18 protein-coding genes are annotated in these 21,784 nt (G+C 51.8%); 5 read left to right on the plus strand and 13 right to left on the minus strand.

The genetic code is table 11. From position 1 onward, the window contains the following. Positions 1–70 precede the first annotated feature (70 nt). The 11 genes from BMW55_RS04600 to BMW55_RS04650 all read right to left on the minus strand — a co-directional run bounded on the left by BMW55_RS04600 (position 71) and on the right by BMW55_RS04650 (position 14,212). Entirely contained in the window at positions 71–847 is a 777-nt protein-coding gene (locus tag BMW55_RS04600) for a sporulation protein (protein WP_089965792.1), read from the minus strand. A 52-nt stretch (positions 848–899) separates the two neighbouring features. Then, complete coding sequence (gene bioC / locus BMW55_RS04605) at positions 900–1,730, minus strand: malonyl-ACP O-methyltransferase BioC (protein WP_244527450.1); 831 nt, start codon at positions 1,728–1,730, stop codon at positions 900–902. 194 nt (positions 1,731–1,924) lie between these two features. Beyond that, a complete protein-coding gene (gene bioC / locus BMW55_RS04610) occupies positions 1,925–2,734 on the minus strand; it encodes a malonyl-ACP O-methyltransferase BioC (protein ID WP_089965795.1) in 810 nt (269 codons plus the stop codon). Then, on the minus strand, positions 2,716–3,456 hold the full coding sequence (locus BMW55_RS04615; RefSeq protein ID WP_089965796.1) for an alpha/beta fold hydrolase: 741 nt from the start codon (positions 3,454–3,456) through the stop codon (positions 2,716–2,718). Before BMW55_RS04615 ends, bioC (BMW55_RS04610) begins: the two co-directional genes overlap by 19 nt. Continuing rightward, a complete protein-coding gene (gene bioF / locus BMW55_RS04620) occupies positions 3,457–4,641 on the minus strand; it encodes an 8-amino-7-oxononanoate synthase (RefSeq protein ID WP_089965798.1) in 1,185 nt (394 codons plus the stop codon). It abuts the gene before it with no gap. Continuing rightward, the gene (gene bioB / locus BMW55_RS04625; RefSeq protein WP_089965800.1) at positions 4,638–5,645 is read right to left on the minus strand and encodes a biotin synthase BioB; all 1,008 of its coding nucleotides are present in this window, start codon (positions 5,643–5,645) and stop codon (positions 4,638–4,640) included. The genes bioF and bioB overlap by 4 nt, the downstream gene beginning before the upstream one ends. A gap of 1 nt (position 5,646) precedes the next feature. Next, entirely contained in the window at positions 5,647–6,357 is a 711-nt protein-coding gene (bioD, locus tag BMW55_RS04630; protein WP_089965802.1) for a dethiobiotin synthase, read from the minus strand. Further along, positions 6,354–7,703 carry an adenosylmethionine--8-amino-7-oxononanoate transaminase gene (gene bioA, locus BMW55_RS04635; RefSeq protein ID WP_089965803.1) on the minus strand — a complete coding sequence of 450 codons (1,350 nt, stop codon included), beginning with the start codon at positions 7,701–7,703 and terminating at the stop codon, positions 6,354–6,356. The genes bioD and bioA overlap by 4 nt, the downstream gene beginning before the upstream one ends. A gap of 141 nt (positions 7,704–7,844) precedes the next feature. After that, a complete protein-coding gene (gene pyc / locus BMW55_RS04640; RefSeq protein ID WP_089965805.1) occupies positions 7,845–11,288 on the minus strand; it encodes a pyruvate carboxylase in 3,444 nt (1,147 codons plus the stop codon). Positions 11,289–11,418: 130 nt separating this feature from the next. After that, the gene (locus BMW55_RS04645; protein ID WP_089965807.1) at positions 11,419–12,339 is read right to left on the minus strand and encodes a ribbon-helix-helix domain-containing protein; all 921 of its coding nucleotides are present in this window, start codon (positions 12,337–12,339) and stop codon (positions 11,419–11,421) included. Between the two features lie 367 nt (positions 12,340–12,706). Continuing rightward, entirely contained in the window at positions 12,707–14,212 is a 1,506-nt protein-coding gene (locus tag BMW55_RS04650) for a carboxypeptidase M32 (RefSeq protein WP_089965809.1), read from the minus strand. 221 nt (positions 14,213–14,433) lie between these two features. Between BMW55_RS04650 and BMW55_RS04655 the strand changes: the two genes are divergently transcribed. From BMW55_RS04655 to ptsP, 4 genes are all read left to right on the plus strand, one after another. Further along, positions 14,434–16,743 carry a sigma 54-interacting transcriptional regulator gene (locus tag BMW55_RS04655; protein WP_089965811.1) on the plus strand — a complete coding sequence of 770 codons (2,310 nt, stop codon included), beginning with the start codon at positions 14,434–14,436 and terminating at the stop codon, positions 16,741–16,743. A gap of 280 nt (positions 16,744–17,023) precedes the next feature. Beyond that, complete coding sequence (locus BMW55_RS04660; protein ID WP_089966030.1) at positions 17,024–17,365, plus strand: PTS sugar transporter subunit IIB; 342 nt, start codon at positions 17,024–17,026, stop codon at positions 17,363–17,365. A gap of 241 nt (positions 17,366–17,606) precedes the next feature. After that, positions 17,607–17,867 (plus strand): HPr family phosphocarrier protein, encoded by a 261-nt coding sequence (locus tag BMW55_RS04665; RefSeq protein WP_089965813.1) that lies wholly within the window; start codon positions 17,607–17,609, stop codon positions 17,865–17,867. 27 nt (positions 17,868–17,894) lie between these two features. Then, positions 17,895–19,601: a phosphoenolpyruvate--protein phosphotransferase gene (gene ptsP / locus BMW55_RS04670; protein ID WP_089965815.1), complete on the plus strand. Its 1,707-nt coding sequence runs from the start codon at positions 17,895–17,897 to the stop codon at positions 19,599–19,601. 103 nt (positions 19,602–19,704) lie between these two features. Here ptsP and speD read toward each other — a convergent pair whose 3' ends face one another. Continuing rightward, positions 19,705–20,112: an adenosylmethionine decarboxylase gene (gene speD, locus BMW55_RS04675; RefSeq protein WP_089965816.1), complete on the minus strand. Its 408-nt coding sequence runs from the start codon at positions 20,110–20,112 to the stop codon at positions 19,705–19,707. 308 nt (positions 20,113–20,420) lie between these two features. On the opposite strand from speD, the gene BMW55_RS04680 reads away from it, so the two are divergent. Next, entirely contained in the window at positions 20,421–20,903 is a 483-nt protein-coding gene (locus BMW55_RS04680; RefSeq protein WP_089965818.1) for a DinB family protein, read from the plus strand. Between the two features lie 2 nt (positions 20,904–20,905). Here the strand turns inward: BMW55_RS04680 and ablB are convergent, their stop codons facing one another. Then, positions 20,906–21,742, minus strand: a complete 837-nt coding sequence (gene ablB, locus BMW55_RS04685) for a putative beta-lysine N-acetyltransferase (protein ID WP_170839739.1) — start codon at positions 21,740–21,742, stop codon at positions 20,906–20,908. Positions 21,743–21,784: the final 42 nt, after the last annotated feature.

Consider the following 21,784-nt stretch of genomic DNA (forward strand, 5'->3'; position numbering starts at 1 on the left):
TGGGCTGAAAAATTCGGCAACATAAAAAAACGCCGGAGTTTAATAATCCGGCGCGAAACATCTTCGATCATTACTTGCCGATCAACCCTTGAGAATTAGTAATAATAAACCGGCGAATCGTTTCAGCTGCTTGGTCCACCGAAGCCAGTTCAGCGGCGTTAAAATGGAAACGGCCTTTTTTCTCATCCAAATCCAGCTCGTCGGCAATCATGCCGAGCAGCCCGCTGGTGCGTTTGTCCAGCTCAAAAAATCCGCTCACCCCATGTTGGGTGGCATGCGGCTGGTACATAAAGACAATTTCGTCATATTCACCCTTCAGCCAAGTGGTGGGATGAAACTGAATGATTTGAATTCCTTGGTCCCTGCTGCCGGTATATCCTTCCCCGCGATGAACGAAGCCCAGGGCCTTGAAACCGTCCAGGAAATTTTTTTGCAAGCCGGAAGGATGGACTTCGACAAAATCGCGATCCTTCGCATCCAAAGCATTGCTGATCTCGAGATTGGTTTGAAAGTAATAGCGCGTGTTGACGGAAGAAACGGGCAAATAATTGGGGCAGATAAACGAAAACGGATACTCTGTGACTTGGTGGGGAGGGACGGTATACGTTTCGGTCAAAATCGGGATGGTGGCGATTTTTTCATTCACATGGACATGATGGTCTCCTTTTTTATAAGAGGAAGCCAGACGAAACTCGACGGAGAGCCCTTCAATCAGCTGTTCCACCTCTCCGCCTTTCAACACGATCTTTCCTGTCACCTCTTCGCCCATCACCACTACATCGCGATCCAGGATCAGGTCGATTTTCGCAGCGCCTACGCCCAGGGAAGCAAGAAGCGATTTAAACATGCCGTCAACCCTTTCTTATCCATATACGCTTCTATTATCGTATAAAGCACGTTTACAAGCAAAAGGAAAATGAAGAATCCCGGCCTTTTTGACCCATGATTTGCAGCAGGTGATAGGTTGCGTAGACTCCCTCCCTGCACCGGTAGGTATAGTTATATCGCTCGATCACCGTGGTCAGGATCCGGCGGGTGGCCGAGACGGAATAATTTGCTTCACTGTAGCTTTCCCCCGTGGCTTTCACGGATTCGAGAAACTGGCGGCAGTCGGAAAAGACGGAACGGTGCCAGCCTTCAATGGACTGGACATGAGTCAGACCGGTTCTTTGGAAAAGAAGTTCCCACTGCTCGGCAGACCTGAGCGGCAAGGTGTGTTTTTCCGGTTGGATCCCGGCCTCCTGCTCCACTCGTTGAAACATCTCCCTCAATTCCTGAAAGGTGTCGGGACCGTATGTGGTGGTCATCAACCACCCCTCCGTTTTTAAAGCCCTTATTAAATTGCAAATGGTTTTCTCCGGAGAAGTGAGCCACTGAAAGGTGACATTGGAGACGATAAAATCAAAAGAACCGAGCCGGCTGAATTCAATCTGTTCCGCATCGGCTGTTAAAAACCGGACCCGCTCGCGGGGTTCCACTTTCTCTTTGGCAGTCGAGATCATTTTTTCCGCCAAATCAACCGCCGTCACCGTGGCTGTGGGGTAGTGGTCGATGAGGAGTTGCGTCAAATATCCGGTGCCGCACCCGATCTCCAAAATCTGTTCTGCATGAGCCATTTTTTCTTTGACAGCGAAGAGGAGCCGATGAGCCATCTTTTTATGTATAACCGCATGTTCATCAAATGAAGTTACGGATTGATTGATTTGTCGTACCAGCCGGTCTTTGTCCATCTTCACTGCTCACCGCTCCTCTCTTGACTTTTCCTATTTCTATTTCTATATTACAGAAAATTCTGTAATATGTTAAAGGAATTCCGTTTCTATTGAGCTATTTGTTTCTCCTTTTGTTCGCAAACTCCTGCCCATGTTTCAAACTTCCCGTTTTAAACAAAGAAAAAACGGGGATCTCTCCCCATCATTCATTGTTATTCGGCCCGTTTCCGCCCGCGGATCTCCACCAAGTGATAAGTGGCCGACACCCCGCTTCCGGACCGATAGATTCGGTTGTACGCATCCATCACCCGAAGAAGAACGCGACTACTCGTTAGCAAATTGAGTTCGGCTTCATTGTAACTGGCCCCGGTCGCTTTGACAGATTTCAGAAAATCACGGCAATCCCGGTATTCTGCGCGATGGCGATACTCCAGATAATCCACCTCACGATAAGCGGATTCATGAAACAAGCGCTGCCATTCACCCGGTGTCCGCATGGAGATTACATGCGGTTTCGGTTCCAGTCCCATCTCTTCCTCGACCCGCTGAAAGAGAGAACGCAGTTCTTGAAAGGTGTCCGGACCGAACGTGGAGGCAACCAGCCAGCCATTCGGCTTCAATAAGGAAGCCCACCCGGATAAGGCTTCGCTGGGACGCGCCAGCCACTGGATCATGGCATTGGACACAATCAAATCAAAAGTCCCAAGCGAGCTTCGGTCCAGATTTTCCGCATCACCCACGAAAAAGCGGACACGGTCCGAGGGTTCTGTTTTTTGCCGGGCGGTCTCCACCATTTTCTCCGCGAGATCGACAGCCGTCACTTCGGATGCGGGATAATGATCCAGCAGCAGACGGGTGAAATACCCGGTGCCGCACCCCAGCTCAAGGATCTTTTCTGCTTTCAGATCAAGCGTTTGCAGCGTAAAAAGAAGGCGACGGGCCATCTCCTTCTGCACGAGGGCATATTGGTCATAAGTGACCGCCGAACGATTAAACCGTTTGGCTACCTGTCCTTTTTGCATTCCAAAATCTTCTCCTCCAGCCAGTGATGAAAACGGTCCCGTTCCGTCCAAAAACACAAGTGGCCCGTTTCTTCCCAAACCGTCAACTCCCCGTAACGCAAGTGCCGCTCCAAATACCTGGCATCCCGGACCGGACAAATGGCATCCTCTTCTCCTGTAAGCAGGTAAACCGGAGCTTGGATGTCCCGGACCGCCGGGTACACGGAAAAATGCTGCAAATACTCCAAACCCGAGAGCAGCGGCGTAACCGGGGGCAACCGGCGACGGTATCTTTTTTGCCATTGATTCAGCCACCCGGACTCCAATTCTGAAGCGGAAAACATGCGCTGGTCAAATGATCCGATCACCTGGGCGGGGGCAGAGCTTACTGCCTTCATCATCCGTTTCAGGACCCTCTCGTCCCAGCCGGATTTTTCCTCTATGGACCGGACAAATTTTCCCGTCGCTCCGATTAAAAACAAAGCTTCAATCCGGTCCGGGAATTGGTAAGCCAGTTCGAGAGCCGCCATGGCTCCCAGCGACCAACCGATCAGAACCACCCGGGATGAATCCAGAGTTTGAAGGGCTTCTTTGGCTTTGGGTAAAATTTCTTCCCTCTGTTCACAATCACAGAAATCAATCGCCTGATGCCGCACGCCTGGAAACTCGCGGATGAACGGCTGCCAAATTTCCGCCGATACGGACCAGCCGCTCAGCCACAAAAACGAAGCTGGTTCTCTCACTCAGATCACACCCAATTCTCTTCCCGCCTCCGAGATGACCTCGACGGCCTTCGCCAAATCTTCTTCCGTATGGTTGGCCATAAGGGAAAAACGCAGGCGGGCCTTTCCTTCCGGTACAGTCGGAGGGCGGATGGCAACCGCCAGAATTCCCCGTTCCGAGAGAAACCGGCTGAATGCCAAAGCAGAGCCGCTCCCGCCGATGACAACAGGCACAATGTGCGTCGTAGACCCGGCCAGATCAAATCCCCGCTTCAGGAGCTGGTCCCGGAACCATCCGCTTTGATCCCGCAGCCGGCGGCGCAACTCTTGTCCGTTTTTCACCAATGTTAGCGCCGCGCGAATTCCCCCGGTGACGGCCGGCGGCAAGCCTGTCGTATAGATGAAACTGCGGCATTTGTGCACCAGGAAACGAATCCAGTCTTTTTTTCCGGCTACATACGCCCCGTACACGCCAAACGCCTTGCTGAATGTGCCCATGGTGAGATCGATGCGGTCCTGCAAGCCCAACTGGTGGGGATAGCCTTCTCCGTTCGGGCCGAACACGCCCGATCCATGGGCATCATCCACCATCAAGGCCGCTTCATATTTTTCCTTCAACTGAACCAGCCCTGCAAGCGGAGCCGTATCCCCATCCATGCTGAAAATCGTGTCGGTCACAATCCATTTTCGTTTATACCCTTTCGCGTCAGCATCCTTGAGCATCTTTTCCAGGTGATCCAGATCCCGGTGGCGAAAGCGGTAATGTTTCGCCCCGCTTAAACGGATGCCGTCCACAATGCTGGCATGATTCAGCTGATCGCTAAATACGGCATCGCTTTTACTCAGGAAAGCCGACAACACACCTACATTGGCCATATATCCGCTTCCGAACACCAGAGCAGCCTCCGTCCCCTTAAAACGGGCGATTTCCTCTTCCAACCGCTCCATCTCCGGGTCGTGCCCCAAAATCAGGCGGGAAGCGGTAGCACCTGCTCCCCGCCCGGCCGCCTGTTGCATCGCTTTGACCAGTTCCGGATGTCCGGCCAAGCCCAGATAATTGTTGGAAGAAAAATTAATCATTTGCTCTCCCTGACGGATACACACCGGTTGAACCGCACGTTCGACGGGGATCAGCTCCCGCTTCAGATCGAGGGAAGCCAGACGGGCTAATTCCTGTTGAATGAATGAATCCCAGCTCCGGCTCATAAGGCGCACTCTTCGATCTCAAAGCCCAGGTCTTCAATCATCTGGTGGTCAAGACTGGCCGCCTGTCCCTCCGTGGTGAGGTAATCCCCCACAAAAATCGCGTTGGCGGGATAAAGGGAGAGCGGTTGCAAATGGCGCAAGTTGACTTCTCTTCCCCCGGAGACGCGAATCTCTTTGGCCGGGCAGATAAAGCGGAACAAAGCCAATACTTTCAGGCAGTAGCGAGGGTCCAAATCGCGCCTGTGCTCAAGCGGTGTTCCCGGAATGGGATTTAAAAAGTTGACCGGGATGGAGTCGGCATCCAGTTCACGCAGGGAATAGGCGATGTCCACCACCTGCTCATGGGTTTCACCCATGCCGATAATGCAGCCGGAGCAAGGGGACATCCCCGCTTCTTTGACCGATTTTACCGTTTGAACCCGTTGATCATACGTATGGGTGGTCGTAATGTTGGCATAGTGATCGGCACTGGTATTCAGATTGTGGTTATACCGTTCCACACCGGCTTCTTTCAGCCGTTTCGCCTGATCTTCCCGCAAAATTCCCAGGCAGGCGCAAATTTTCAGCTTCATGTCCCGTTTGATCTCTTTGACCGCCTCCACCACTTCATCCAGTTCTTTGTCTGTCGGGCCGCGTCCGCTGGCCACGATACAGTATGTGCCCGCTTTCCTGGCAAGCGCCTCTTTGGCTCCTTGGACCAGCACCTCTTTTTTCAGCAGGGTATACTTCTCAATCGGCGCGGTGGACACGATCGACTGGGAACAGTAGCCGCAATCTTCCGGGCAATAGCCGCTTTTCGCATTGATGATCATGTTCAGCTTCACTTTTTTCCCGAAATAATGGCGCCGAACGCGAAAGGCGGCGTGAAGAAGGGGAAGCAATTCTTCATCAGGGGCAGTGAGGACGGACAACCCCTCTTCCATCGTTAAACATTCACCCGCGAGCGCTTTGTCCGCATATGTCTCCCAGCGCGACTCTTGAGTGACAACGCTTTGTTCCGTCATCTTATGACGCCTCCCTTTGGAGAAGATGTAAGAGCTTTGCTACATCCACATGTTCCAGAACGGACTCTTTCAAATGTTCCGGCGACAAATCGGCCAGCCAGGGAACGGAGCCGAGTACCGGAATTTGCGCAAAGGCTTCGATCAAACGCGGATTATGTTCCACACTGGGTTCCGTCTCTTCAGGACGAAGCCCGTTTAAAATCACCCCGACAGGAGACAGTCCCAACCGGCGGGCCGCCAGGGTGGTGAGGACCGTATGGTTGACCGTGCCGAGCAGCGGCCGGGCCACAATCAACAGGGGCCAGCCGATCTCTCCGGCCAGATCGGCAATCGTCCAGTTGCTGCCGAGGGGGACCATCAACCCTCCGGCGCCTTCGACGAACACCACATCATATTTGCCGGCCAGCCGGTCCAAGCGTTCCAGAATCACCGACCGGTCAATGGTTTCCCCTGCCAGTTCCGCAGCCAGCCCGGGGGCGACCGGGAGGTGAAAGTTGTAAGCGACGATCTCATCGATGGAGTCGTCCACACCCGTCCAGGCTTTAAGCCTCATCCCGTCACTCTCCGGATCACTGAGGGAGTGTCCGCTTTGCACGGGTTTCATCACCCCGACACGGCAGCCCTGTTCCTTGAGTGCCAGGGCCAATCCTGCCGTAATCACCGTTTTCCCCACACCCGTATCCGTTGCCGTAATAAAGATGCCTTGGCTCATGATTCTGTCACCTCCCGGATCGCCCGGTGCAAAATCCGGACCATCGCTTTCAGATCTTCCGGTGTCGCGGCCAGCGGAGGCATTAAGGTGATCACATGATCCAGCGGCCGGGTGATGAGTCCCAGCTCCCTTGCCCGGCGGCACACGCGCACCCCGATTTTGTCCGCCCATGAATACGGCTCTTTTGTCCTCTTGTCGCGGACCAGTTCAATCCCGACCATAAATCCCAGTTGACGCACTTCCCCCACATGGGGAAGCTGCCCGATCTCACTCAGCCAATCGGCAAGCAGGCGGCTCGTTTCCGCCACATATTCGACCAACCGCTCTTTTTCATACAAGTCCAGATTGGCAATCGCGACCGCGCATCCCAGCTGGTTTCCGGTATACGAATGCCCGTGGAAAAAGGTTTTCACTTCTTCGTGATCCCCGTAAAAAGCATCGTACACTTCGTCAGAGGTGAGGGTGGCCGCCACGGGCAGGTAACCGCCGGTCAGCTTCTTCCCGACCATCATGATGTCCGGTTGAACTCCCTCATGCTCGCAGGCAAACATCTTGCCGGTCCGTCCGAAGCCGGTCGCCACTTCATCGACAAGCAGCAACACATCATGCCGGCGGCACAGCTTTTCCACTTCCGCGAGATACCCTTCCGGCATCATAATCATGCCTCCGGCCCCTTGCACCATCGGCTCCACGATCAATCCGGCGATCCGGTCCCCTTTTTCTTCCAGGCGTTCCCGGAGTTCCCGCAGGCACGCTTCCTTGCACTCCTCTTTCGTGCCCGGAAAGCGATAGGGATACGGATAGGAAACTTTCTCTGTCTGAAACAAAAGTTTGTCAAAGGAAGCATGAAACAAGTCCATGCCCCCCACGCTCACCGCCCCGACGGTATCCCCGTGGTAGGCGTTTTTCATGCTGAGGAAGATCTGCTTCTCCGGCCGTCCGCGATGTTTCCAGTAGAGAAAAGCCATTTTCAAGCCGATCTCGACCGCTTCCGCCCCGCTGTCCGAAAAAAACACTTTGTCCAGATTTTCCGGCGCCAGCTGAACCAGCCGTTCCGCCAGCAAAATGGACGGGACATTGGCCATTCCGAGCAAGGTGGAGTGGGCGATTTTGCCCAACTGTTCGATAATTGCCTCATTTAATTCCCTTCGGTTATGCCCGTGCGGATTCAACCACACCGAAGCATTGCCGTCATAATACTCGTTGCCGAGAACATCGATCAGCTTAACCCCTTCGCCGCGTTCGATGATGAGCGGTTCATCTTGCAAATATTCCTTCATTTGCGTAAACGGATTCCACAGGTAGCGCCTGTTTTTCTCCAGCAACTCCTGATATGAGTAGGCCAAATCACCAACTCCTTCCCATATGTAAACCGAAAATATATATAGGTTTACAATTAACGATTAGAGTATAGCATGAGATAAACATTTGAACAAGGATTGAAAAAAACAGGCCGGCTATGGTAGCCGGTCTGTTTTCATCAGGATCTATTCCAATTCCAGGAGCAGATCGCCCGCTTCGATCATGTCGCCCGCTTTGACGACCAGGGTTTTGATTCGGCCGTCAGCGGGGGCCTGGATGGTGGTTTCCATCTTCATCGCCTCCGTGACGAGCAGGTGCTCTCCTTTGTGTACCTTATCCCCTTCTTCCACCAGTACCTTCACCACTTTTCCGGGCATGGTGGCCCCGATGTGGTTCGGATTCTTCAGGTCCGCTTTGGGACGGGTGTTTTCCGAGACCTTGGCGGACTCGTCGCGTACCCGGATCTCACGCGGCTGGCCGTTTAATTCAAAGTAGATGGTGCGGGTTCCGTCAGGGTTCAGGTCACCGACAGCCATGAGCTTGATGATCAGCGTTTTTCCGCGTTCGATGCTGACCGCCGTCTCTTCGCCGGGCCGCAATCCGTAGAAGAAGACAGGTGTACTCAGCACGGACAGATCCCCGTATTCTTTTCTGGTTTGCTCATATTGCAGGAATACCTGCGGATACATGATATAAGAGAGCACGTCCAGCTCGCCGGGCTCCCGCCCGATTTTCTCTTCCAGTTCTTGTTTGATCTGTGAAAAATCAACCGGTTCAAGCAGTTCGCCCGGACGGGTGGTAAAACTCTCCCTTCCTTTTAGAATAATTTCCTGCAGCCGTTTCGGGAACCCGCCGGGTGGCTGGCCCAAATAGCCCTGGAAGAACTGAACGACGGAATCAGGAAAATCTATGCGTTCTCCTTTTTCATAGATATCCTGTTCGGTCAGGTTGTTCTGGACCATAAACAGGGCCATGTCCCCGACAACCTTGGAAGATGGCGTTACTTTTACAATGTCTCCAAACATCTGGTTGACGGTGGCATACATCGTTTTGACTTCGTCCCAGCGGCCTCCGAGACCGACGGCTTTCGCCTGCTGCTCGAGGTTGGTATACTGCCCGCCAGGCATCTCATGGAGATAAACATCTGTCGTGCTCGCCTTCATATCACTTTCAAAGCCACGGTAATAGTGACGGACATCTGCCCAGTAATCCGAAAGCTGATTATATTCCAGGAGGTTGAGTCCTGTATCGCGCCCGGTCCGTTCCAGCGCGGCGATCAGTGCATTCAGGCTGGGCTGGGAGGTGAGCCCGGACAGGGAACTCACGCAGGCATCCACGATATCGACACCCGCTTCCACGGCTTTGAGCAGCATGGCCACGCCATTCCCCGAGGTATCGTGGGTATGCAGATGGATCGGGATTCCGATTTCCTGTTTGAGCGCGCGGATCAGTTCATAAGCGGCATAAGGTTTGAGCAGTCCCGCCATGTCTTTGATGGCGAGAATATGAGCTCCCGCTTTTTCCAGCTCTTTCGCCAGATTCACATAATAGCTCAGCGTGTATTTGGTTTTCGTCTCATCCAAAATATCCCCGGTGTAACAAATGGTCCCTTCCGCTATTTTCCCGGCTTCCCGCACCGCTTCGATCGCCACCTGCATGCCCGGCAGCCAGTTTAAGCTGTCGAAGACGCGGAACACATCAATCCCCTGCTCGGCGGAAGCCTTGACAAACGCTCGGATCACATTGTCGGGATAGTTGGTATAGCCGACGGCATTCGCGCCGCGTAATAGCATCTGGAACAAAATGTTGGGGATTTTTTCCCGTAACAGCTGCAGCCGTTCCCATGGAGATTCGTACAGGAAGCGCATGCTGGTATCAAAGGTGGCACCGCCCCACATCTCCAGTGAAAACAGTCCCGGGGCAAGCTTGCCTGTCGCTTCCGCAATCGCCACCATGTCATACGTGCGCACGCGCGTTGCGAACAGGGACTGATGGGCATCACGGAAGGTGGTATCCGTGACCAGCACTTTCTTTTGTTCCTGGATCCACTTAATCAATCCATCCGGCCCTTCGCGATCAAGAATTTGCTTCGTTCCCTCCGGATACGGCTGGGCGAAAGACGTCCTGGGTATTCTCGGAGGATCAAAATGAGGCTTTTTATCCTTGGCAAGGCCGGGATACCCGTTGACAATGGTGTTTCCGATGTAATTTAGCAGCTTGGTTCCGCGGTCCTTTCTTTCTTTAAAGGCGAACAGCTCCGGTTTGGTGTCGATAAAAGAGGTATCGTAATTGCCGCTGAGAAAATCGGGATGTGTCACCACATTTTCCAAAAACGGCAGATTCGTTTTCACACCGCGAATCCGGAACTCCCGCAAGGTTCGGAGCATTTTTTTAGCGGCTTGTTCAAAAGTGACGCCAAACGTTGAGATTTTAACGAGCAAAGAATCATAATACGGGGTGATGACGGCCCCGGCATAGCCATTGCCCGCATCCAGGCGCACCCCGAATCCGCCGCCGGAACGATAAGCGAGTAGCCGTCCCGTATCAGGGAAGAAGTCATTTTCCGGGTCTTCGGTGGTTACCCGGCATTGAATCGCGTATCCGTTGGTTCGGACCTCCGCCTGTGAACCGATCGAAATTTCGGGATCGCTCAACGAATGACCTTCGGCAATGCGAATCTGGGCTTGTACAATATCAATGCCCGTGATTAACTCCGTGATGGTATGCTCCACCTGAATGCGCGGATTGACCTCAATGAAGTAATATTTTTGATCAGGCGTGACCAGAAACTCCACGGTTCCCGCATTGGTATAACCGACGTTTTTCATCAGTTTTAACGCTGCCTGGCAAATTTCTTCCCGCAGCTTGCCGGAGAGAGAGAGACTGGGGGCTACCTCGACCACTTTTTGGTGCCGGCGCTGCACGGAGCAATCGCGCTCATAAAGATGAACGATATTCCCATGCTCGTCACCGAGGATTTGCACTTCGATATGCTTGGGATTTTCCAAATATCTCTCCAGGTACACCTTGGCGTTCCCAAAGGCTGAACGCGCTTCGGACCGGGCCCGGTCCAGCGCCTCTTTCAGCTCTTCCTGATTGCGGACAATCCGCATTCCCCGTCCGCCGCCGCCGGAAACTCCTTTAATGATGATCGGGTACCCGTGTTGCTTGCCAAACAGCAAGGCATCCTGCAGGGATTCAATCGGCTCAGCCGTCCCCGGAATCACCGGAATGCCGGCTTGAATCGCCATGTTGCGCGCTTCTACCTTGTCACCGAATTTCTCGATCAACTCCGGGGAAGGGCCGATAAAAATAATCCCTTCTTCCTGACAGCGCTTGGCAAATTCTGCGTTTTCAGCCAGAAAGCCATACCCGGGATGGATGGCGTCCACATCGTTGCGCTTGGCAATGTCGATAATACTTTCAATATCCAGATACGCTTCGATGGGACCTTTGCCCGCCCCCACCAGATAAGATTCATCGGCTTTGAACCGGTGCAATGAGACATTATCCTGTTCGGAATAAATAGCGATCGTCCGAATTCCCAACTCGGTAGCAGCGCGGAAAATCCGGATCGCGATTTCCCCGCGGTTGGCAACCAACAAACGATTAATCTTTCTGAGTTTCAACTTGTCTCCCCCTCCTTGGCATCATTTTTTAACGGAAAAGTGGTTAAACACCGCTTCACAACCGGAAACCGTTTTTTCAGCCAGATCCGGCATCAATCGGGAAAAAACATTAGCCTTCCCTATGTAACCATTACAGGTGCTCCATGATGATCCGGTGAACTTCCCGGGAAGTTTTAACCGAATCCACGAGCTCATTGTCCACAAATACATCGAGAAGGATTTGTCCGTCTTCCCCTTTGCGGCCGACCACTTCGATCACCACATTTTTATTGTCATAGATGCCCCATTTCCAGTCATGTTCAAAGAACTCAAACGGATACACTTCCCAGGAACCGACCGGTTTGTTGTTGACCATTTGAATATAAGGGGCATTCTGGTCTCCGCTGGCCTCAAAGTATCCTTTATTGACCTGTACCCAGCCATTCTCGGTCTTTTCCCAGTTCTTCTGGTAATACTTGCCCTCAATCACTTCATAACCGTACAGCTCTTCATCGGTGAAGAAATCGGCCGGGAAACAGCGGTATTTTCCGGTTTTCGGATCTTTGATCAGCTTCGCCGGTTCGCCTTCAGCCAATCCCCTTCTGCGGATCTTGTCCAACTCCGCCTGACGGCAAGCCTCTTCCAACGCTTTCAGGACAAACTCATTTCTTTTCATTTTCTTCTCCCGGGCCGCTTCTTCCAATCGCTGCGACAGATCCGGCGGCAAAGCTGTGACCAGATATTTTTCCGGATTCATCCGCCAGCGCTCCAACCATGCGTCTTCTTCCCAATCCTCTTCCAAATCAATACGGACAGCAGAAGCAGACTCCCAGCTACTTCCTAAAGATTCGCTATTAAATTTATTTTCATTATGCGGCTCAAGCACCGTACTGTTGACCGGATTGGACACGACCGCCTGCGCCGGGAAGAACTCAACCGTGTTTTGCTCCTCCAAAACCTCCCACTGCTCATTCTCCAACTCTTGCTCCATCACGTACTCCTCTTCCTCTTCCGCGGTGTGCTGAAATTCCAGCTCGTCCGCCGAATGGTTAAAATTGTTCTTGGTACTCATCCCTTCACATCCCTTCGCCTGTACATCTCTTTTACGTTAATCTTACTTCAAGTCACCTTTTCTTCCAATCGCAAATTGATATGGGTTCATTTTGGAAAAGCCGGGTCAATGATCTCGGCTTCCTGTATCGGATCGAAGCAAAAGTCATGCACATAACACAGGTTTAATGAGAGTACTGGAAAGCAAGGTTTCATAGAGAGAGCATCGCAAAAGAAAAGCGTGAAGATAAACGGGAGAAGGAAAAAACAGGTACCCTCCAACGTAAACGGGCAAAGATCGGACTTTTAAACACCCACACAACACAAAAAGGGATTGAGATCATCCCATGATGTCTCAATCCCCGTATTCTTCTCTCTCGTTTTATTGATTAAGTTAAATACAATTCACTGTATTTCTTACGCAAATACCGGATGTAAGGTTCAATGGTCAGAGTGGAGCCGGTGGCCCGTTGCACGAGTTCTTCCGATGTAAATTTGCTTCCGTGACGATAGATGTTTTCCTTCAGCCATCCGTGCAGGGTTCCGAACTCCCCTTGCTCGATTTGTTCCGGGATTTCAGGATGGGCTTTTAACGCAGCTTCATAGAACTGGCAGCTCAAAATATTGCCAAGGGTGTAACCCTGGAACACGCCGCCGATGTAGTCCATAAACCAGTGGATATCTTGCAACACTCCGTTTTTGTCATCGGGGGAAGAGATGCCCAGATCGGACTGGTAGCGGCTGCGCCAGGCATCCGGCAGGTCCTTCACAGCCAGGTTTCCTTCCAGCATGGCCAGTTCCAGATCAAAACGGATGATCACATGCAGGTTGTACGTCAGCTCATCCGCTTCGGTCCGAATCAGGGAGCGCTGCACCCGGTTGATGGCGCGGTAAAACTCGTCCAGTGTCACATTGCCCAGCTGGGACGGAAACATTTCTTTGAGCTGGGGGAAGAAATGGTTCCAGAAACCGCGGCTCCGGCCGACAATGTTTTCCCACAGGCGGGACTGGCTTTCGTGGACGGCGGACGAGGTTCCTCCGTGAAGCGGTGTTCCTTCCAGAGAAGGATCGATGCCCAATTCATAGAGAGCATGCCCTGTTTCATGAATGGTGCTGAAGAGTGCCTCCCCCAAATCATTTTCCTTGACACGGGTGGTAATGCGGACATCACCGTGCGCAAACTTGGTCATAAACGGATGGGGAGCCAAATCCTGGCGGGCACGGGTAAAGTCCAAGCCCAGTTTCCTGCTCACGTTCATCCCGAATTCAAGCTGCTTGTCTTTGGGATAATGCTGGAGCAAACAAGAATCATCAACAGACGGGCGGGAAGTCACCTCTTCCACCAACGGGACCAACTGCTTTCTCAGCTCGGAGAACAAGGATTGAATGGCTGACGCTTTCATCCCGTAATCCATCCGGTCGATGAGCGGATCGGCGATATGTTCATATCCGGGGAAATATCCGGCATACTCACGGCTGAATTCCAGTGTTTTTTCCAGCAGCGGGGCTACTTTGGCAAAATCATCCTCCGCTCTGGCTTCCACCCATGCCTGATAGACCTGGGCGGTATGGTTGTAAAAGTTGGCGATGAAATCCGACGGGACACGCACCGCTTGTTCGTATTCACGGCGGGTCACGCGAATCAGGCTGGCCTCATCCGACTCATAAGGCAAGCTTTTCTCATAAGAAGAGAGGTCTTCCAAGAGTTGCCCCAGGGCCGGATCGGTCAGCTTTTCATGGGCTACCCGCCCCAGTGTGGACATCTGCCTCCCCCTTGCTTCCGTTCCCGCCGGAGGCATATACGTATTCTGATCCCAGCTCAGCACGGACAAAGCGGAGTGAATATCATAAATTTCACGCAAACGCTTCTTTAATTCTTGCATTTTTTCTTCCATATCCATAAACCTCCCTCAGTTTATTCAAATATATTACCAGCCACTTCCTGCCTTCCTATTTCATCATGCTCGTGTAACAATTCTTCACGATCCCCTCTCTTTCCTTCGCGTTTAGAAATAATTCAAGCCCGGTTCCTATGATTTACATTCCCAATCAGTGTGCAAACTGTGTATGATAGAAAGGAAGATTTTATAACATCAGCGTAGGTTGGGGAGCAGTGATGAAAAAAATCAATTGGGTCGAACAACTCATCCACCGATCTCAAGACGGTGTAACGGCACAAACAGTGGCCGCAGAATTAAACCTTGACCGTTCCACCGCCAGCCGCTATCTGAATGAATTGGTTAAGAACAAGAAAGCCAGAAAAATTATCGGCCGGCCTGTACGCTATATATCGGCAACCGGTATGGAAAATCAGGGCAGCCCCTCACCGGCACATCCACCGTCCCGGACACCTGTGTCTCGCGAATCTCTGTCATTCCCGTCTTTGATTGGCGTGGACCAAAGTTTGCAGACCATTTTGGAAGAAGCGCTGGCCGCTCTCTTCTATCCGCCAAACGGACTGCCCATCATGCTGACAGGGGAAACCGGCACCGGTAAAAGCTATCTCGCCAAAACCCTGTATCAGATCGCCATTTCTGACCGGCGAATGGAGCCGGACGCTCCTTTTATCGCTTTCAACTGTGCCGAATACGCGCAAAACCCGGAATTATTGATGGCCCAATTATTCGGGGTGAAAAAAGGAGCTTATACCGGGGCACAAGCAGATAAAGAGAGTTTGGTGGAAAAAGCTGACGGTGGAATTTTGTTTTTGGACGAAATTCATCGTCTTCCTCCCTCCGGGCAGGAAATGCTCTTTTACCTGATGGACCAGGGAACCTATCGCCGGCTGGGAGAGACCGGGGCCGCACGCAGGGTGAATATTCGCATGGTCGCCGCTACTACCGAATCCCCGCAAAAAGCGTTGCTTCCCACCTTATACCGTCGATTTTCGGTGAAGCTGACACTCCCCCCTCTCCGAAAGAGAGGCCCGCAGGAACGGGAACGGTTACTGCAATTTTTTCTGGATGAGGAAGCACGCAAAATGCATGTGCCCTTGCGCATGGCTCCTGAATGCCGGACGGTCCTTCTCCGTTACGACTGTCCGGGAAACATCGGCCAACTGAAAAGCGATGTGCAAATTGCCTGTGCCCGCGCCTTTTTGCGCCACCTGAACCATCCAAACGAAGATGAGATTGTGATCCGATTCGAAGATCTGCCGCATAACTTGCGTGAACACAAACGGGTCTCGCAAACGGTAAAACCTCTGCTTTCTGGAAAAGAGCGGCCCAAGGATCTGAGTGAGAACCCGTTTCCCAATATTTACGATGAATGCCGGAGACGAAAAGAAGCTCTGCTCGGGCAAAACGCCAGCCCGACGGAAATCGATCAAGAGATGCAGGAAATCGTGAGTCAATATATCCTTTCTCTTTTGGAGTCCGCGGAACGGAATGAAAAGCAGTTCATACCCGATAACCGGGAGTTGGAGCTTAAACTTGCGGAGATCCTGCACAGGTCGGTTCAGGAATTGAATATCCCTGTTTCCAGTACCCAGTTAACGGCGCTAAACCTCCACATTCAGTCTTATTTAAAGAGATCGGGATCTTCTTCCAGGATGTCGTCTCTGCCGCCGGCCAATCCAAAAGCAGTCTACAAGGAAATCGCGCAAAAGATCGCGGATGATTTAGAGCAGGGGCTGGGCATTTCCCTGCCCGATCACGAAATAGACTTAATCTCTCTCTTTCTGACTGCCCATAAAGGCAGGAAATCGCCCAAGCAACGTTTAATCGCAACTGTTTGTTTAACCGGCGAGGGGTCCGCCGTCTCATTGGAGGATTGGCTTAAAGAAAACCTGCCAAAGTCGGATCAGGATGTTGCCGTTAAGTCCGTTCAGATTGATCCGATGAGCCGCCGCTCTCTCATGCTGGAGTATTTAAAAGAAGAATTTGACTTAATCGCAGTTGTGGGAACCGTACCTCCGGACCTGGATGACGTGTATTATCTCCCCGTGTGGGAATTGTATCAACCCCATGGATTTCAACGCCTGGTTGAGCGGTTGAATGAGACCCGCCCCGTCCCGGTCGGCAAAGACGGTGAACCCAAACTATCTTGGCAACAGATTCCCGATTTGATTCTGCAGGGGCTCCTGGAGACGGTCGTTCATTACAATCCGCGGCGGTTTGTGGAAATCATCAACAAGGAGATGAGCACTTTTCGCCAAGTATTTCAGTGGGACCCGGAACGGGAGCTGGGATGTTGGATGCACCTGGGCGTGTATACGGACCGGCTGTTGAAAACACAATTGGATGCAGGAAGAAAGCAGGAGGAACCCGCCCGGCCAATCGAAGGAACCCATCCGCCCTCGACGCAAATATTTGTCTGGAAAAAGCTTCTCCAACAACTGGAAGGAATTTTTCATCTTGAGTACCCGACCGGTACAGCCGAAGAATTGGCCCGCCTCTCCTCTGCCGCCCCGGACGGAACCGTGTGAAGTGTGCAAATTTCCCTGCACACTTTTTTCTTTTTTTTCAACCTTTGGGGTGTTTGAAAAAACTCCCGCAGATGAGCGAAAAATATTGATTCGGCGGGACCCGGCACGGCAGATCATGTCGGACTCGTAACCATCCAATGATCCTATTTCCCTGATCCTCCATGGTTGGCATAAAATTTGCTACTATATTTTAGAGGCGGATGGGCTTCTTTTTTTCAGGCACATGCGTTGTTTGGGGGACGGGAAAGATAAAGTCGAAATTGTTCTTTCGGAGGATCCAATGTCCAAACCAATCCGTTTACTGATTTTATGCAGCATGGGAATGACCTCCGGCATTCTTTGCAAAAAAGTGACCGATGCAGCCGTTCACAGGCGAATTCAACTGGTGGCGGAAGCTTCCGGCGTTGCCCACTTCCGTTTCAAGGCCAAAGAAGCGGATGCGGTTTTGCTGGAGCCCCAGGTGCGCCACTTGATCAAAGAACTGGGACCCATCGCCATACAGCATCACATTCCTCTTGAACCGATCGATCCGGTCGCTTTTGCGACGATGAACGGCGAAAAGGTATTAAACCAAGTCTTATCCATGTTGAGACGCCATGCGGCTGAGCAATGGGATTCTTGATTGATGACCGTTGGCACCCCAATGGTGAAGGTTGGTCATCACCCGTCCCATTTGCTTTCCTCAGCGGGCATATGTACCTCCATGGGTGTCATACTCATTCAAATGGGGCAGACCATGTGAATTCAAACACTCCCCCGGATCACTCCGAAGGCCATCCGGGCCGCTCAGCAGTTCGGGAACCGATTTGGTTGTCCCGGCTGGCACTCTATGAAAGCAAGACAAGTAAAGGGGTAAAATACGAATGGCAGAAAAAACGGTTACAATTAAAAATCCAAGCGGACTCCATGCTCGTCCGGCGTCACTGTTGGTAAAAGAAGCGGGGTCCTTTAAAAGCACGATCAAAATTATCAAAAACGAAAAAGTAGTAGACGCGAAAAGCTTGCTTGGTGTGATGTCACTGGCCGCGAAACAAAATGACACCCTCACCGTTCGCGCTGAGGGAGAAGATGCGGAAGCTGCTGTGGAAAAGCTGGCTTCTTTTCTCGAAAACCATCAGGAATAACCACGTCAAACGAACGGGGGGAAAACATTGACCCAAGTTAAAGGAGTTGGCGCCTCACCCGGCCTGGCGATCGGCCGGGTGATCTGGTGGCGCAAAGAAAAACCCGTTGTTGAGACCCGGCATGTGGACGAGCCCGAAAAAGAGCTGGCCAAACTGCAAAAAGCGGTGGAACAGGCCAAAGAACAAATTTCCAAGTTGCGGGAAACAACGGCCGAGCGCATGGGAGAAGAAGAAGCCGCTGTCTTCGATGCCCATCTGGCCTTTCTGGATGATCCGTCCTTTACTGGTGAAATGCGGAACCGCATACAGACTCAGCAGAAAAATGCGGAAGCTGTCTGTGCGGAAGTAACCCAGGAAATGAGCGGCATGCTCGCTTCATTGGACGATGAATACATGCAAGCCCGCGCGGACGATATCCGCGATGTCGGAAACCGCCTCCTGCTCCTCCTGCTGGGCAAAACACCCTTCGACCCCTCACTCCTGGAGCCGGGGAGCGTGGTTGTATCGGAAGAGCTGACTCCTTCTGATACCGCTCAGTTTCCGGAAGGAATCGCCGGGATGGTGACCGCCAAAGGGAGCAAAACAGCCCATGCCGCCATCATGGCGCGTACTCTCGGCATTCCTGCTGTTCTGGGCCTCGGTGCGGCGATTGAAAAATTGCAGGACGGGGATATCCTGATCATCGACGGAGACAAAGGCGAGATTACCGTCAACCCGTCTGCCGAAGAAGAGCGTGTGGCCCGTGAGCAAATCGAAAAACAAAAGAAAGCCCGCGAGCAGGCTCTCGCTGAAGCAGCCCAGGATGCCGTGACCAAAGACGGCAAACGCATCCAAGTGTTTGCCAACATCGGCAGCCTGAATGATGTGGATCTCGCACTCAAAAACCATGCAGAGGGCGTCGGGTTGTTCCGCACCGAGTTTCTTTACCTTGAAAATGATCATTGGCCCACGGAAGAAGAGCAATATCAGGCTTACTCCAAAGTATTGAAAGCATTCGGCACAAAGCCGGTCGTCATCCGCACTCTGGATATCGGCGGAGACAAAGATCTGCCTTATGCCGACCTGCCGAAAGAAGAAAACCCGTTCCTGGGACACCGGGCCATTCGCTATTGCCTGGCCAATCCGGATATTTTTAAAACGCAGCTGCGTGCTCTCCTCCGTGCCAGCGTACACGGAACGCTTTGGATTATGTTTCCGATGATCGAGAATCTGTCCGAAGTCCGTGCTGCCAAAGCATTGCTCGATGAGTGCAAAAATGAACTGAAACAGGAAGGAATCCCTGTTTCTGATTCCATTCCGGTGGGAATTATGATTGAAGTTCCGGCAGCGGCTGTCACCGCTGATTTGCTGGCGCAGGAAGTCGACTTTATGAGCATCGGCACCAATGATTTAACCCAATACACCTTAGCGGCTGACCGCGGAAATGAGCAAGTGGCCCATCTTTACGATGCTGCTCATCCCGCTGTGCTCCGTCTCGTGCAAATGACTTGTCAGGCAGCTGAGAAAGCCGGCATCATCGTGGGCATGTGCGGGGAGCTGGCCGGAGACCCCGCCATGGCTGAGGTGTTGATCGGACTCGGCCTGCACGAACTCTCACTGAGCGCCGGCAGCATTCCGGAAGTGAAACAAGCCGTGCGCCGGGTTGATGCAAAGGCGGCCAAATCGCTCGCTGATGAAGCGGTCCGCCAGGAAGACGGAGACCAAGTAAGAAAAATCGCCGGCCGCCGCACGTAAAAAAGAAAAAGGAACCTGAGAACAATGGCTCTCATGGTTCCTTTTTCTTATTGAATCATATATAAGACCCCTTCACTCAGCAGCGAAGGGGTTCATGTATTCGTTAAACGGTCACTTCTTTTTTCAGCTCAATTGCTGTCGGTTGGACTACCTCAATAGGCCCGACGCCTCTCCGAAGCACTTTCGGAAATGCCTGGGTCGGCTTTAACACATTGAGCATGTACTCAATGGCGATCATGGGATCAACAGTGTGACCACAAGTGTAGCAGTCTAAAGCTGCAAATCCTCTTTCCGGATAGGTGTGAATCGACAGGTGGCTTTCCGAGAGCATGACCAGCACCGTTGCTCCTTGCGGCTCAAACTGTTGGGATTGAACGGACAGGACGGTTGCCCCGCATTTTTTTGCGGCTTCCTTCAAGTGATACTCAAGCAGCGAAACATCATTTAGCAGGTCAAAATCAACACCCCATGCATCCATGGCTACATGCCTTCCGAAAGTAGAATATTCCATCTCTTTCGGCCCCCTTTCCTAGCAAAAAGTTGGTGTGAGCCAAATTCCGCTAGGATCTGCTTGTTCACCACGGGGGAAGGTTAGTCCAGTGAGGTCCCAACCCTTTAAGTGAATCCTGGATCCTACTAGCTCAATGTCACAATGTTTAACTTAGCACATTCTCTTTCAAACTGCAATAGTTAATTCACCCTAATTTAATGTCATATTCATAACAGCAGGAATCACTGAAGGATAGGGAGGAAATTCGGTAAAAAGAAACGAATCCATCCATTTAGACTACCGAACGATCGTAGGAAAGGGGAAATTGGATGCAAGATTCAATCCACACCAGGGAACTCCTCCTGCACGAACTTTCTGTGCTTGTACGCACGACACGTCAATTGCTTATGAAAATCGACGCTGCTGATTGGACTTTCCGTCCACATGAGTCGATGCGCACTCTGAAGGAGTTGGCCACTCATCTGGTGCAAATTCCTGCCGTAGATCTGGCCATTTTGCTGGAAAATGATGAAATCGCCATCCGGCAACTGGAGGCAGAACTGTCTGCCGAGGACAAAGAAGGTTTGATCGATGTATTGGAAACCGGATTCATCCGTTTAAAGGAATACATGGAATCACTGGATCCACACACCTTCTTTGAGAAAAAAACAACAGCTTTTTATGCCCACGAGCCCAATTCCCAGGCGAAGTGGCTGCTTGAAATCGTCACTCACACGGCCCATCACCGCGCTCAGCTGTTTACCTACCTCAAACAATTGGGTTACGACGTCGGGATGTTTGATCTATATTGATCTTAAATTTTCAACTTTTTCACCCAGATATTCATATCCTCAAATTGTCCCGCAATGTGGCTGTTCTGAATGAGCCGCCCCTGGTACTCAAATCCCAGTTTGGCCATCACAATATTCATCCCGGCGGAAACGGCCCTGGTCAAGGAAAAAAGATTGGGGACCCCCGCTTGTTTCATCCGCTGTTCCAAATCAAAGATAATGGCGCTCAGCAAACCTTTTCCCCGGTAATCGGGATGGGTGGCACAGTCTGTGATTTCCGCACAATTATATTTGGTAAACACATCCGCAGAAGCTGAACTGATGATCTTCCCTTCATGCAGCACAACCGAAAAGTATACATCATTTTGCATACATTCCCGAATAAATTCTTCCTCATGAATCGGCGTTGGGTAAGTCTCAAAGACAAGCCGGTACAATTCGGCCAGTTCCCGGGCATCATCCGGAGTCGCATGGCGCAGGGTAAAGGCGGGATCCAATTCCGGAGGCTGGCTCAATGTTTCCGTCTGTTCGGCCATCTCCACGATGGAGTCTTTCTTTTCTTCATCCTTTGTCACGGCACGCCGGTCATCCAGAAACCGGGACAAGATAAATGCAGGTTCACCGTTAAAAAAAACACTGATCTCTCCTTCTTTTTCAAAGCCCAGCTTTTCGAAGGAGGACTCATCCTCGGGATCGGCATAAATCATTACTTTTCCGATCCCTCTTTCTTTGGCCAGCTCCTCCAGATGCAAGGCCAGGCGTTCCAGATCATCTGTCTGATAACGCATCAGCTTAATCCGGCTATTGTATTCATCCAGCTCAATGGCTGCATCGGGGGTTGTTTTCTGCACAACATTCACTGTCCTTTTTCCTCCCTCTCGATTGGATCTTTTGGATATATG

The organism is Lihuaxuella thermophila, assembly GCF_900110165.1.
GTDB classification, from domain to species: Bacteria; Bacillota; Bacilli; order Thermoactinomycetales; family Thermoactinomycetaceae; genus Lihuaxuella; species Lihuaxuella thermophila.